The 13,843-nt window shown below is 41.5% G+C and carries 11 protein-coding genes; 5 read left to right on the plus strand and 6 right to left on the minus strand.

The features are described from left to right. Positions 1 to 70 precede the first annotated feature (70 nt). The 4 genes from L0Z67_RS13650 (at position 71) to L0Z67_RS13665 (ending at position 7,260) form a co-directional block, all read left to right on the plus strand. Positions 71 to 2,815, plus strand: coding sequence for a family 20 glycosylhydrolase (locus L0Z67_RS13650; protein ID WP_405128129.1), 2,745 nt, complete (start codon positions 71 to 73; stop codon positions 2,813 to 2,815). 73 nt (positions 2,816 to 2,888) lie between these two features. After that, positions 2,889 to 3,464, plus strand: a complete 576-nt coding sequence (locus tag L0Z67_RS13655; RefSeq protein WP_062568768.1) for an RNA polymerase sigma factor — start codon at positions 2,889 to 2,891, stop codon at positions 3,462 to 3,464. Between the two features lie 23 nt (positions 3,465 to 3,487). Then, positions 3,488 to 4,513 carry a FecR family protein gene (locus tag L0Z67_RS13660; protein WP_405128130.1) on the plus strand — a complete coding sequence of 342 codons (1,026 nt, stop codon included), beginning with the start codon at positions 3,488 to 3,490 and terminating at the stop codon, positions 4,511 to 4,513. 74 nt (positions 4,514 to 4,587) lie between these two features. After that, the gene (locus tag L0Z67_RS13665) at positions 4,588 to 7,260 is read left to right on the plus strand and encodes a TonB-dependent receptor (protein ID WP_405128131.1); all 2,673 of its coding nucleotides are present in this window, start codon (positions 4,588 to 4,590) and stop codon (positions 7,258 to 7,260) included. Between the two features lie 6 nt (positions 7,261 to 7,266). On the opposite strand, the gene L0Z67_RS13670 is transcribed toward L0Z67_RS13665, so the two are convergent. Beyond that, positions 7,267 to 8,268 (minus strand): general secretion pathway protein GspB, encoded by a 1,002-nt coding sequence (locus L0Z67_RS13670; protein ID WP_405128132.1) that lies wholly within the window; start codon positions 8,266 to 8,268, stop codon positions 7,267 to 7,269. 13 nt (positions 8,269 to 8,281) lie between these two features. Continuing rightward, positions 8,282 to 9,202 (minus strand): ExeA family protein, encoded by a 921-nt coding sequence (locus L0Z67_RS13675; RefSeq protein WP_062568764.1) that lies wholly within the window; start codon positions 9,200 to 9,202, stop codon positions 8,282 to 8,284. Between the two features lie 125 nt (positions 9,203 to 9,327). Here L0Z67_RS13675 and L0Z67_RS13680 point away from each other — a divergent pair, with 125 nt between their 5' ends. Continuing rightward, on the plus strand, positions 9,328 to 10,437 hold the full coding sequence (locus L0Z67_RS13680) for a tRNA nucleotidyltransferase (protein WP_405128133.1): 1,110 nt from the start codon (positions 9,328 to 9,330) through the stop codon (positions 10,435 to 10,437). Here the strand turns inward: L0Z67_RS13680 and L0Z67_RS13685 are convergent. From L0Z67_RS13685 to L0Z67_RS13700, 4 genes are all read right to left on the minus strand, one after another. Then, positions 10,425 to 10,946, minus strand: a complete 522-nt coding sequence (locus L0Z67_RS13685) for a DUF1566 domain-containing protein (RefSeq protein ID WP_062568762.1) — start codon at positions 10,944 to 10,946, stop codon at positions 10,425 to 10,427. The two genes, L0Z67_RS13680 and L0Z67_RS13685, sit on opposite strands and share 13 nt — an antisense overlap. Before the next feature lies 1 nt (position 10,947). Continuing rightward, on the minus strand, positions 10,948 to 12,627 hold the full coding sequence (locus L0Z67_RS13690) for a PKD domain-containing protein (RefSeq protein WP_405128134.1): 1,680 nt from the start codon (positions 12,625 to 12,627) through the stop codon (positions 10,948 to 10,950). Positions 12,628 to 12,717: 90 nt separating this feature from the next. Beyond that, entirely contained in the window at positions 12,718 to 13,050 is a 333-nt protein-coding gene (locus L0Z67_RS13695) for a hypothetical protein (protein ID WP_062568760.1), read from the minus strand. Between the two features lie 23 nt (positions 13,051 to 13,073). Next, positions 13,074 to 13,790 (minus strand): DUF2982 domain-containing protein, encoded by a 717-nt coding sequence (locus tag L0Z67_RS13700; protein WP_062568759.1) that lies wholly within the window; start codon positions 13,788 to 13,790, stop codon positions 13,074 to 13,076. Positions 13,791 to 13,843: the final 53 nt, after the last annotated feature.

Here is a 13,843-nt window from a genome sequence, read left to right on the forward strand (position 1 = left end):
CGTTTATAAAATTAGAGTCAACTTGCGGTACCAGCTCTATCTATACAATAACAATGTCTTAGGAGCCACCATGTTTGCAAAGAAGCACACAATTACAACAACACTATCGAGCTTAGCACTACTCACAGCAAGCCAATTTAGCATTGCACAACCTCACCCCGATAACCTTGCTTTAAGCTGGCAAGTCATTGACCATGGGATTGGTGAGAATATTTTTCTTGGTAGTTTAACAATCACCAACAATGGCTTAGAACCATTAGGTGAATCGGGCTGGTCGTTATTTTTTAGCTCAGTAAGACCACCAGCCAGTGTTCTGCCAGACTCTGACCCAAATGGACAATACGCACGCCAACATATTGCCGCACAAAAACTAAGTCTAGAAAATGCAGATGCCGCCAAAAGCGGTGACTACTTTGTTTTAAAACCTATTACTGGTTTTACACCTATTCAACCTGGGGAGTCGCGTGAAATTGAGATCATTGCTCAATACTGGCAAATGCTGAAAAATGACTCTCCTTCTGGCTTTCATATCAGCTATAACGGACAAACGCCTCAAGCTGTACTTGTTGATGTGTTTATGGACCCTAGCGATCCTAAACAAACGACACAGGCCACAAATGATGTGATGCCCGTGCAAACCACCGCATTAAGATATGCTGAAAATAATGCATCGATTCTCTCATTGCCATTAAAAAACCAGCTGGTTCCACAACCTCATTCAGTCGTTACAATCGACAATGAGTTTTTAACATTGATGAGTCAGCTAACAACGATTTCTGCACCAGCATCACTTAATAAAGAAGCGGCTTTTTTACAAACTGCTTTAAGCGACATATTAAGTGGCACATTTGCAGTTAATACAACCACTCAAAATGGCCCAAATCATATCAAGTTACAACTTGATCCACATTTAGATACTAACCAAGATAATCAAGCTGATAAAAGTGCCTACAAACTAGAAATAGATCCATTTACAGGTATTACAATTACAGGCAGCGATGAGCAAGGTGTATTTTACGCAATACAAACACTACGCCAGATGATCCCCACATCAGTGTATAAAAACGCAAAAAACTCAAGCACCTTATCCGACAACACCATTCTACCTGCCACGACGATTTTAGACGCGCCTCGATTTGAGTACCGCGGCATGATGCTTGATGTTTCTCGTAACTTTCAGTCAAAGGAAACTGTGTTTAAGCTGTTAGATTTAATGGCTTTTTACAAACTAAATAAGTTTGAGATTAATGTCGCCAACGACGAAGGCTGGCGATTAGAAATTCCTGGTATTCCTGAGTTAACTGAATTTGGTGCTAAGCGTGGCTATGACCTCAATGAAACATCTATGCTGCATACATTTATGGGCGCAGCCAATGAATTTGCTCAAGGTGATGGCATTGACAATAAACCAAGTGATAAAACAGCAGCGAATTTAGGTACCCCGCCCAGTTTTCAAGGGTTCGAAATCGCGCAGCAAAACTACCTAGGTAAGGGCTGGGGTTTTTACACTGTTGAAGACTTTAAAGAAATTTTGCAATACGCAGCCGACCGTCATATTGATGTTATTATTGAATATGATTTTCCTGCTCATGCCCGCGCAGCAATTAAAGCAATGGAATATCGCTACAATAAGTACAAAAATACAGACCCAATCGAAGCGTCTAAATATAGATTAATCGACCCACTCGACCAGTCTCAATATTACACACCACAGTTTTACACTGACAACTTTATCAATCCATCCTTAGAGAGCACGTTTACTTTCTTAAATCATGTTGTTGAGCAAACACGTGCAATTTATGATGCAGTACCTGATGCAACCATCACACGCCTGCACGGCGGGGGCGATGAATTGCCTCACTTAGGTCCAAACGAATGGTGGGCACAATCTCCTGCAATACAACAAAACCCTGCCACAGCAGGAAAAACAGATGCTGAAATTTTTGATTACTTCTTTCTTCGTTGGAAGCAAATAATTAATCAACACGGCTTCGATATGGCAAGTTGGGGAGACGTGTTGTCTCACAACGGCACAGGCAATGTTGACTACGGCGATATCTACCCTGTGTTTTGGAATAATGTCTGGGGCTGGGGAAATGAACATCAAGCTTATAAGTTCGCAAACCAAGGTAAAAAAGTAGTACTTGCTCATGCAACTAACTTGTATCTTGATTTAGCTTACAACAAGCACCCTGATGAAATTGGTTATCATTGGGCAGGCTATACAGACACGAAAAAGACATTTGAGTACCGCCCATTTAATATTTATGCCAACGCGGTAAAAGACAAACTTGGCAACCCTGTACCATGGGATCCTAAGTGGGTTTTACTCAGTGAAACGGGTAAACAAAACGTGCAAGGTATTCAGGCGCAGCTGTTTGGTGAAAACCAAAAATCACCCGAAATATTAGACTACATGACATTTCCTAAGTTACTCGGCGCAGCAGAGCGAGCTTGGGTGCAAGATATGCCAGCCGAAGGTTTAGCCACTGAACAAGCATGGCATACATTTACAAACACATTAGGGCAACATGCCTTACCACTATTGGACTACTACCAAGTTGTCGATATTAATGCTCAAATACCTAAACAGTTTGGAGTAAATTATCGTATCCCACTCCCCGGGGCGACGATAGATAATGGCCAGTTAATCGTTAATACACGATTTGTTGGCATGCAGACCCAGTACTCATTAGACAATGGAATGACATGGCATGACTATACAGGACCCGTAACATTAACAACATCAAGTGCTGTTCAACTAAGAACAGTGAGTGATTCAGGCAAAGTGAGCCGAGTGGCCACCTTGAATTAATAGTCAACACTGACGAGCCGACTATGTTCGGCTCGCTACATGCAATACAAATGGAAGAGTAGGATGCGGATTCATGCCACCGTTATTATCTTTTAGACGCAAATCCATTGATTCAGTCGATACCGAATCAGACTGTCAGCGTAGTCGCCGCCAGCAAGTTGAGCAGTTGTTTTTAAAGCAACAGCAAAAACTGATACGTCATATCATGAGTAAAGGACTAGACAAACGTGAAGCAGAAGATGTTGCGCAAGAAGCCTTTGTTAAGCTGCTAGGGTTAGAGCAAGAAAAAATAAGCAATTACATCGCTGCTTACCTGTATAAAATAGCAACTAATTTAGCAATAGATAAATTAAGACGTAAAGCACGCAGCCCATTTGATGAGTTTATCTCTGATACAGATAACAGCACGCAACCTGTCAGCTCTATAAACCCAGAGAAAACACATCATAATAATGAGTTGCTAAAAGAAATGGAAAAATCTCTCATTAGTTTGCCTGATAAATGCAGACTAGCATTCTTGTTATATAAAATACGAGGACAAAGCTACGAAGAAATAGCTTTAACCTTACAGATTTCACCCAGTATGGTAAGAAAATATGTTTTACGTGCAGTTCGTCATTGCTACCAGCAATTGCAACATGAGCTTTAGTCATGAGTTTTAAGGATCTTAGCATGAACCCATCACCGAACGACTTAGCAAATATCGAAGAGCAAGCTGCTGAGTGGTTACTTGTATTAGATGAAAAGTTTACTGAAAGCGAAACAAATCGCTACCCTGACGAGCTTAACGAGTGGCTAGCTCAAAGCACAGTCCATCGTGAAGTGTTTGAAAAAATGCAGTCGCTTTGGACGACATCAACCGTATTAAGTGATGAGTTTGTGACACAGCAATTGGCTGAGCTTGATGCTGTTACGTCTAACAAAACACGTTCTAAATATCGCGCTATAACAGGCTATTTAGCCATAGCAGCGAGCTGCTTGCTATTTGGTTTTATTTTCTTAGTAAATCAAGAGTCGCCTATAAAAACAATGAGCACTGTGAGCCCCCAAGCAAGTGCAAATAACAAAGTATCAAATGAATTTTTTCATACCACAATTAATGAGCATCGCTCTTTTACTTTAGACGATGGCAGTCAAATAGACTTAGGTGCGAATACTCAACTTGCCGTTCGTTATAGCAACGCATCTCGCGAACTAATTTTATACCAAGGCGAAGCACTTTTTAATGTCAGTAAAGATAAGCAAAGACCCTTTGTTGTGCGTTATCAAAACAGTGAAGTAACAGCGTTAGGCACCATCTTTAATATACGAGCAAATCCAGCCTCTATTCGTGTTGATGTGCTAGAAGGCAGTGTCTCTGTGGCTCAACAAGACGCTGTCACACTCACTCAAGGACAAGCTGTCGAAATGACAAAGGCAGGTAAAGTTACACACACTAAAGCACAAGGTGACTCGCTGACTATGGGCTGGCAAAAAGGCTATTTAGTCTACCAAAATGCGCGCTTGGGTGATGTGCTTAATGATGTTGCAAGGTACAGTGAAGTTCAAGTTAATTTAAGCGATAAAAAACTAACAGAACTCACCTACAACGGCACATTCTTAACAACTGAAATCGAAGGTTGGTTAAGTAGTTTAGAAAAAATTTACCCTATTACAGTGACTCAAAAAGGCCATGTTTTTACATTGACAGCAGATTAGCTAAAAGTGTCATAGCGAAAATAAGCTAAAAGTGGTACAAAGTTTAAACAATAATAAAAATATCTAATTAAACTATGTTGTTAAGACTATTAACCACAACACTAATATGGTTAATATTATTTACTAGCAAAGCACATGCTAGCACTGACTATGCATTCGATTTAGCTGAAGCAACCTTGCAACAGCGCTTGCTCGATATTGCAGCGCAAAGTGGCTGGCAGCTCAGTGCTGCCTCAATCAGTGAACATAGCGTGCTTCCACCTTTACAAGGGGACTTCACGTTGAGTGAAATACTCACTGACGTCCTGCAAGGCTCTCGCTATCAGTTCACACTCGCTTTGACTGAGCAGCGCATCTTTGTCACGTTATCAAAGCAAACGCCCACTGATGATTTTGAGCGCATCATCGTAACAGGCGTCAGTGGTAAAAGTCGTAATATCTTAAATTCTTCCATTTCTATTACACAACTATCCAGCTCTAAGCTTGAGCAACAAACACCTTATTCAAGCGCTGAGGTGCTTAAAAATGTCACCGGTTTTTGGGTTGAAGACTCAGGCGGCGAAACAAACAATAATGTCTCACCAAGAGGCTTAAGAGGCGGTGAAGGGTTTCGTTTTATTAGTTTGATGGAAGATGGCTTGCCCATTACCTACGATGGAATATGGGGAGATTTTTTCTTACGACCCGATCTGACCCACCAGACCATCGAAGCTGTACGTGGTGGTAGCAGCGGTATTTTTACCCTTAATGGCCCTGCGGCTATGGTGAACTATATAACAAGACAAGGCTCTGCAATACCATTTAACCTAATCAAATTAAGTCATGGCATCAGCTATGATTACACACGCTTTGACGGTGTCTTTACGGGCCCTTTAACTGATGAACTGTTTTATACAATCGGTGGATTTTACCGTACCTCAGATGGTATTCGTGAACCTGGCTATAAAGCGGATAAAGGAGGCCAATTTAGTACAAAAATCAGTTGGTTAACTGACAGTTTTGAATTTGACTTTAGCTACAAACACCTAAATGATAAAACCAGCTTTTATGCTCCGCTAATTTTAGAAAATAAACAAAAAATTCAACAACTCGATAGTCTTGCCTATGACGATGGCACGCTATTAAGTGACGATTTAAAATTGTTAGCGTTTCGCACTCCTGAAGGCCCGCTTGTTCATGATCTGGGTGATGCTCAGCACACACAAATGAATAGTTACACGTTAGTATTTAAAGCGCCACTGAGTGACAAAGTAAATATCACTAACCGCACTCGTTACGCCAAGCTAAACAATGAACTTTACACGCTTATGAATTTAGGCAACCAAACTATTGTTGATGCCCAAAGCCGTTTACAACAACAAGATATAACCGACTTTAAACACTCTTTTGAAGATACAGATTTAACCGCACAGTACCGACGGGTCAGCGACAACAAATTAATCGATGACCCTAGCCGCCTCAATGAAAATGGCTTAGTCACCTCCAGTTTCCCACTGCACTCACACTACAAACAACAACAGTTGATTAACCACTTTCGAATCAATTACCTTGATGATCACTGGTCACTCAGCTTAGGGCATATTTATGCGCACAGCGACTTTAGCTCATTACCCCTTGACCAATGGCTTGGTGAATTACTCACTGATGTAAAGCATCAACCTGATCGTTTAGAAATTGTACTGACAAATAATCAAGGAGAAGTTGTTGGTAACTTCAATGAACAAGGCTTTTTATCGTATGCGGGTCCTGTGTATTTAAAAGGAGTCGGTTTATCTGAGTCCCATTCTTTTTATGCTAATTTTGATTGGCAAATCACAGACAGCCTTAGGTTTGACCTTGCGCTTCGTAATGAAAACCTCAACTTAGACAGCACCCTATTTGAAGGCGCAATATCACCAACCAATTCGCTAAAGCCTTATTACTCGCATTACCTTGCCCCAAGTTCATTACATGACACATTTAACCAAACAGCGTTTAGTGTTGGCGCGAATTATCAGATACAGCAACACCTTGCCGTATTTGCTCGCTACTCAGACGCTTTTGAAATGCCTCGATTAATTAATTTTGGTAATGCGCGTGGTTGGGCTTCCAACAATATTGAGCGAGACCAGCAAAACTTTGGCAAACCAATACGTTTAACCTTGGGTGAAATCGGCTTACGACTGCAAACATCACATTGGCAATTTAGTGGGGCTTTATTTGATACTAATTTTGACCCGCTTCCTTTTACTGTTTATAGAGGTGCAACAGGGCCACAAAAGGCAATTTTAATTAACACACAAACGCAAGGGTTAGAATTTGAATTCAGCTACCAATACAACGCATCTTGGCAATTCAAAGGCGTTGGGGTATGGCAAGATGCAGGGTTCTATGGGATCCCATCATCCCTTCCTCAAAGCGAGTTTAATGGTAACCAAATAACCCGCACACCTGAGCTACAGTTTCGACTGACACCGGAGTATAAGTCAGACAATTTTCAAGCTGCGATCACATGGGCTTACATCGGCGAGCGATACTCCGATACCGCCAATCAATTCGCATTGCCAGCTTATCAAACATGGGATTTTTTCAGTGAGTTCACCATGAATGAGCAGTTAAGCTTACAGCTAGAAATTAAAAACCTCACCAACACGCTTGGTTTAACAGAAGGCAATCCCAGAGATGATTTAAACCACCAAGATCCCCTATTTTATGGGCGACCTATATTTGGTCGTAATATAAAAGTCGCCCTAAGCTATCAGTTTTAGTAAAACCTATTCAGGCCAATCTTGTAGTGCTTTCAAAGTAAACTCGTAACCATCGTAACTGAGCAAACTTTGCTCTGGCGTAATCTCGACCACTGACAGCACACCTATACTGTCACCTTCATATAATTCACGGCCATTTAGCTTAATCCAACGTTTTGATGTTTCTGACGCATAAATATGTGCCTGATACTTAATCGTAGGTAACTGGTTTTGTAACGATACAGGTAATAGCTCAATGGGCTCGGCATAGGATGAGTTTTTCGTACTGTGAGTGACTTCTGAAAAATGCTGACTATCAACATCCTGCACCGCTTTAGCAAATGCATCTTTCAACGTATCGGGCACATCTTTAAGCTCGTCATTGTCGAGGGTTTGCTGAGGGGGGGCTGATGGCTCGCTATTTAGTGGCTTACCCAATACCTTATATTTACTTAAATCAATACCTTGGTCGCTTACCTGTCGCGAGCTATTATTTTGCGTCATTTGCACAGGCTGTGAAAACTGCGGCTGTGTTTGATAAATCGGTTGACCTTGATAAATTGGCTGTTGATAAACAGGCTGCCCCTGATTGACATACACAGGAACTGAATTTACTGGCACCTGAACCCATTGATATTGTTGCCCTTGCACAGGCATTTGCTGCATTGAAGGTTGCGGGAGTTGTGTTGACGTTACAGCCGCATTTATTGCGTGTGGCTGAGCAGCCGTTTGCGCAGCGTCAGTGGCAGCTTGTTCCGTATTCTCCACTGTCTCTTTTTTATCAAGCGTTTGCTGCGTGCTTGTAACAACTGCGCTATCCAATGACTTATTATTTTGTAGCCATTTGCCAATTGAAAACCCTGCCATCAGCGTCAAAATCGCAGCTAATAAAAGCCCAAATGACAGGGCAAGGCGTCTGTAACGAGTTAATTCCTGCTGCTGTTTTAATTGTAATGCAGCTTGGTCATGCTCAGCGGCGGTTTGCTCATGCTGACCAGATTGTTTAATTGCATCTAAAAGTAATGACATAAATGAGCACTCTTTATATTAGGTAGGATAAACCAATACCCACACCTAAGACGACTAAAAATGAAACAGGGTAAAGCCAAACATAATTGGATTGTGTATTGGCGGTTGCTGTAATGACTGTGCTACTTGGTGGCAAAGCTTCCTCGGCAGAACGCATCACCAGTTCACTATCTATGCTCAACTTTTGTTGAGAAAAAGCACCCACTAAACAGCGTTCACACAATAGGTTAATCAATCTCGGGACGCCCTGCGTCACTTGATAGATAGCCTTTAGAGCATCCCTGGAGAACAACGCTTGTTCGGTTCCTGCTTTAGACAAACGATGTTTAACATACGCAAATACTTGCCCTTCTGTTAGCGGTAATAGATGATAGCGTGCTGTTATACGCTGTGCCAATTGCCTAAGTTCTGTGCGTTTAAGTAATGCTTGTAACTCTGGTTGTCCCACTAAAACGATTTGTAATAGCTTTTTATGATCCGTTTCTATATTGGTCAATAAACGCAATTGCTCAAGTACATCAGGAGCAAGTAATTGCGCTTCATCAATAATTAAAATGGTGTGGCCACCCGCGCTATTATTTGACTCCAAATGCTTTTTGATCACATCGGTTAATGTTTTCAACGTCGCATTATTGCTGTCGTAAGTAATATTTAATTCATCACAAATACTGGCCAACAATTCAAGTTGCGATAAGGCAGGATTATGAATTTGTGCAACTTGTGTATTTTCTGGAAGCTGTTCTTGCAGGCTTCTTGTTAATGTTGTTTTCCCTGTCCCCACCTCACCTGTCAGCAATACAAACCCTCCCGCTTCTCCTAGGCCGTAAGTTAGATGCGCTAACGCTTCTTTGTGGCGTTCACTGAGAAATAAATATTCAGGGTTCGGAGCAATCGAAAAAGGTTTTTCTGACAAGCCAAAATAGCTTAAATACACCGTGATATTCCTTGCGTTTAAAATCACGGCCTATAATGGCAAAAAAAAACGCCACTTAAAACCTTGTTCGCATTTTAATGAATAAATAACGTAAAATACCAAAAAGGCAAAATAGCAGGTGAACTATGCAGGTTTATTTAGTGGGTGGCGCAGTCAGGGATGCCCTACTGGGTCGTGAGATAAAAGAGCGTGATTACGTTGTGGTTGGTGCGACACCAGAAGAACTACTTAAGCAAGGCTATCAACAAGTTGGTAAAGATTTTCCTGTTTTTTTACATCCAAAAACAAAAGAAGAATATGCACTCGCTCGCACAGAGCGAAAGCAAGGGGAAGGGTATACTGGCTTTATTTGCGACTTCGCCCCTGATGTCACCTTAGAAGAAGATTTAATACGCCGTGATCTGACCGTTAATGCCATTGCTCAAGCGAAAGACGGCACATTGTTCGATCCATTCAACGGCCAAAATGATATTAAAAACCGTATCTTACGCCATGTGTCTGATGCCTTTAGTGAAGATCCTTTACGCATTCTCCGTGTTGCTCGCTTTGCAGCCCGCTATCATTACTTAGGCTTTACCATTGCACCTGAAACTAACCGTTTGCTTATGTCTATGGTGGCGAATGGCGAGCTTGAAACGCTCACCGCAGAACGTATTTGGCTAGAATGCGAAAAGTCATTAAGTGATGGAGCCTTCGCGGAATTTTTAAATGTATTATTCGCTATAAAAGGCTTACACGTAATCAGTCCTTTCCTTGAAAAGCAGTGGGACAGTGCCTTATATCGCACCTTACAAGCCCGCTTTAATTATGCACAGCAACGTGGAATTACCAATACTGCATTACTGTTTAGCCAAGTAACACTTTCGTTCAGTGAAGAGGCAATTAAAACGCTCGCTCAGAAAATTCGTTTACCCAATGAAGTACGAGATTTAGCATTAAACGCGCAAGCACACAGGCAAACACTGTGTGCTAGTCAATTAGATAGCAATGCGGTTCTTAGCTGCTTTAATCAGCTTGATTTGTGGCGACGCCCAGAGCGCTTCGAGCAAGTTTTAGAAGCGCTTGAGATCAGTGAACAAAAACCACTTAACTTTGCTAATGAACTTGAACAAGCAGCCAAGCAAGCACGCGCTGTCAATCCTCAGCAGTTTATTGCTCAAGGTATAAAAGGGGCTGATATAAAAACCGCGCTTGAAAAAGCGCGGTTAGAAATAATTCAACGTTACTTTTCGTAACGAACTAGGCGTAAATACAGATCCGACGTTTTCGCATGTAAGCTATTTACGCCTTTATCAAATTGATAAACCCAAGCAAGATCAGTTCGTTCTTTACCTGAGGTACTGCTCCAGTAGTTTTGTAATTTGGTGGCATAGAAAACTTGTTCATTAATGCTCGGTTGAACACATTGATGTTCTAAAATGCTTGCCAATTCTTTTATGTTTGGCACATGCCAGTCGCTATACTGAGCATAATCACTCATCGTTGCGCCGCGTAATGCCTCACCCCATGATAATTGTTGGCTCGTTCCTTCACAGTTTAATGTTTCTGTATTATAGCTTTGACCAAAGCTACAGCGTTGCCACATTAACCCTGTTTTGCTATCGCTTACCGTGCCATCGTCATTAATAACAAACCGCGTTGTTGGCGTCGTTTCTGCGACACCGTCGTAACACACTTGTGCTTGAGCAACACCGGCTGATGCTGCAAATAATCCAACCGATACTAGTAAAGATAATTGACGCATTTTACTCTCCTGGTGTTCTAACTAAGCGAACAAACGCTGTATTGTTTTTTGGATACGCTAAATCGTTCGCGCTACTCATATCAATAATATAGGCCTGCGATAAACTCGTACCATCAGCAGCAGTTTGTGATGTCCAGTACGGCATAAATGCGTCACTATTACTGCTTAACTGGGTCGCATCAGGTTGATTTGGGAAAAACTCACTACTCAGTAAGCTTGCTTCACCTTGTTTAGAGTAATCGAGCAAGCCTTGCAACTCAGTATAAGTAGGCACTCGCCAGTTTGTGCCCCCGCAAAAATCAGTGGCATTAACTTCTTCTACATAAGTTTGTAAACCACAGGCGGTATTACTTGAACATGTTGAATTTGGCGCACCTTGCACACTTCCTGTTTGTGCTCCATTTCCCTCATCTAAATACCAAGTGTAGTGATTTGTTGAGGCACGGACAGTCGTTGCCGGTGGCAGAGCTGAACTTGCCGCTTTTACTTCCCAAATCAACCCCGTCACATTATCTCGAACGCAGCTAAAGTTTGTGGCATCATCGGGCAACTCATCTGCAAATTGGTTTAATTTTGTGAAATCAAATGCCAAGTCGCCTTGCCCCACCTTATCAAGCTGATTAGCAACACTGTCTCTGCCTAAATCAGCATCTTGATTTGGGAAATCGTCACTGTTGCAATTAATTTTTTGCGAATTGTTATAACAATCATTCATGCCCGTATCGTTAATGTAACCAAGTGGTTTAGGGCGAATATCAATAACCACTGTATCGGTATCACTACGTGACTTACTATCCGTTACAGTGACTTCAAAACTGAGTTCCGTGTCTGAATCAACATCTGGGGCAGTGAATGAAGTGATACATTGATTTTGATTTGCAAGTGTCACAACCTCACCCGTTACCTGCTGCCAAAAACATTGCTTGGTTGTGGTAACAACCTCACTATTAGTCGCATCAAGTGTTACGGTGTCAAACTCAATAACCTGCTGATCTTGCCCTGCATTTGCAACAATAATCTCGTTCGTTTTATTTAACGTAAACGTTTGTTCGATACTTGCTGAGCCCCCTTCGTCATCAGTGACAGTCAACTGCCATGTCATTTGTGTATTCGCTTCAAGCAGAGGATGATTAAAGCTGATTGTTTTATCTGTATAGCTATTGATAACGAGATCTGGGCCTGACAGTTGTGACCAAAGATAACCGTTTATTGAACCATTTTCGTCAAGATCGAACGACTCTTCACCACTTAAAATAATTTCATCATTATACTGAGAAGGGAGTTCTTCAGGGGCGATTTGTGTGATCACAGGTTGTGGAAGCTGATTATTAGAGCTGATAAAAATGCTCACTTCATCACTCACTAACTGACCATCAGCTGTTTGGTAATCCACACGAAGTACCAGTTCTGAATCGAGCTTAATATCAGGCGCTGTTAAAGATTGCTCAGCACCATCAGCAGGAAACCCTTCTATAGCGGGGCCACTCACCCGCTGCCAAGTAAAGGTACCATCCGCTGGCGAGCCTTTTGCCACGACAGTAAATTCACTTTTTTCTATTATTTGTTGATCTGCGCCTGCGTTAACTGTCGCAGCAGTAGGGGTATTGTCGCTATCACTACCACCACCGCCACATGCTGTTAGTGTTGTTATAACAATAGCAAGAAGGGGCACTCGTCTCATGTTAATCACCTTAGAAAACAAAGCCAGAGTCATTTCCAGCCGTCAAATTAGTGAATAGCAAGCAAGTAAAGTGCCAAATTAAAGAAGGGCTTAGAGATAGCTATCCTGATGAATACGCACAAATAGCTTAGTGCCTATTTTACTGTAATCCACCTTATATTCACGTCCATCTAAGGATTGAATAAAGAGCAACCGCTTTTCTTCTGCGAAAACATCTGCACTCGTAATATAAACCATTTCAAGGTAGCGCTCTTTCGCTTCACGACGATTTTTTGGCAGTTCTTCTTTAAAAGGTTCAAGCCCGTTTTGGGTCACCTTAATTCGTGGGTGGTTTTCGCCATTCACGATAACTAGATCGAGCTTTCTATCTTTATGAATTATCGTGTTTCGACCACTTTTAATAAAAGAACGTTCTTGACTCATAGCCTTATCCTGCTTACTACCACCTAACGATTCACATTTTTGTGTAATTGAGTATTTATAAACTCATTAGGGTTTAATTTCCAACGATTTAAATATGCACTAAATTGCCAAATATCAGTATCGAGTACATTGGCAGGTAACAGTAGATCATACCCTGTCAATTGACCAAGATGCCGTGTTCGATTGGCAAACATAGCTATCAATCCTTTGTAACGCTGCCCGCTTGGAGCCGTGTATTGCGTATCCTCAATTAACCATTCTGATGGGCAATCCCCATTTTTGCAATGTTTTTGAACTACTTGCATAAACAGGTGACGCTGCTCAATCAATAATCGCCCTGCGATTCTTGGCTGTATCTGCATCAAAAACTCATCTATGTTATTGAGTTTAATACCAACTGCATTTAACTCAAGGTATTCTAAGCCTTGTTCCACTTTTGGTATACCACTATGATGAAAATTCTCTCTATTTAACTGCCAATATCCGACTTTATGACGATAAATGAGCGCATCTTCGCAGAATGTGAAACTAAAGTAGGGTTCCTGCGTTTTTAAATAACCAATGAATATCGCTGCAATACAGCTACTCGCGAGAAAAATCTCGATAATGCTAATTTCGCCAGGCCTTAGCAAATTAAATAACATAATAAATGTTAGCCCAATCCCACCCACTAGCAAAAACTCGATACCATGACGGGATGCGTGAGCACGAATATTCAAAATATCAGACATATTAACCATACACAGAAAAATAAAATACGAACATAACAATGCCCACTAACACGACTTTTCGT

The organism is Pseudoalteromonas sp. PB2-1 (assembly GCF_045040605.1).
Taxonomy (GTDB): Bacteria; Pseudomonadota; Gammaproteobacteria; order Enterobacterales; family Alteromonadaceae; genus Pseudoalteromonas; species Pseudoalteromonas arabiensis.

Coding starts and splice junctions, on each gene's coding strand:
- L0Z67_RS13670 (WP_405128132.1), bottom strand. CDS start 8,268: ATGTCATTACTTTTAGATGCAATTAAACAATCTGGTCAGCATGAGCAA.
- L0Z67_RS13650 (WP_405128129.1), top strand. CDS start 71: ATGTTTGCAAAGAAGCACACAATTACAACAACACTATCGAGCTTAGCA.
- L0Z67_RS13700 (WP_062568759.1), bottom strand. CDS start 13,790: ATGGTTAATATGTCTGATATTTTGAATATTCGTGCTCACGCATCCCGT.
- L0Z67_RS13695 (WP_062568760.1), bottom strand. CDS start 13,050: ATGAGTCAAGAACGTTCTTTTATTAAAAGTGGTCGAAACACGATAATT.
- L0Z67_RS13680 (WP_405128133.1), top strand. CDS start 9,328: ATGCAGGTTTATTTAGTGGGTGGCGCAGTCAGGGATGCCCTACTGGGT.
- L0Z67_RS13690 (WP_405128134.1), bottom strand. CDS start 12,627: ATGAGACGAGTGCCCCTTCTTGCTATTGTTATAACAACACTAACAGCA.
- L0Z67_RS13665 (WP_405128131.1), top strand. CDS start 4,588: ATGTTGTTAAGACTATTAACCACAACACTAATATGGTTAATATTATTT.
- L0Z67_RS13655 (WP_062568768.1), top strand. CDS start 2,889: ATGCCACCGTTATTATCTTTTAGACGCAAATCCATTGATTCAGTCGAT.
- L0Z67_RS13660 (WP_405128130.1), top strand. CDS start 3,488: ATGAACCCATCACCGAACGACTTAGCAAATATCGAAGAGCAAGCTGCT.
- L0Z67_RS13685 (WP_062568762.1), bottom strand. CDS start 10,946: ATGCGTCAATTATCTTTACTAGTATCGGTTGGATTATTTGCAGCATCA.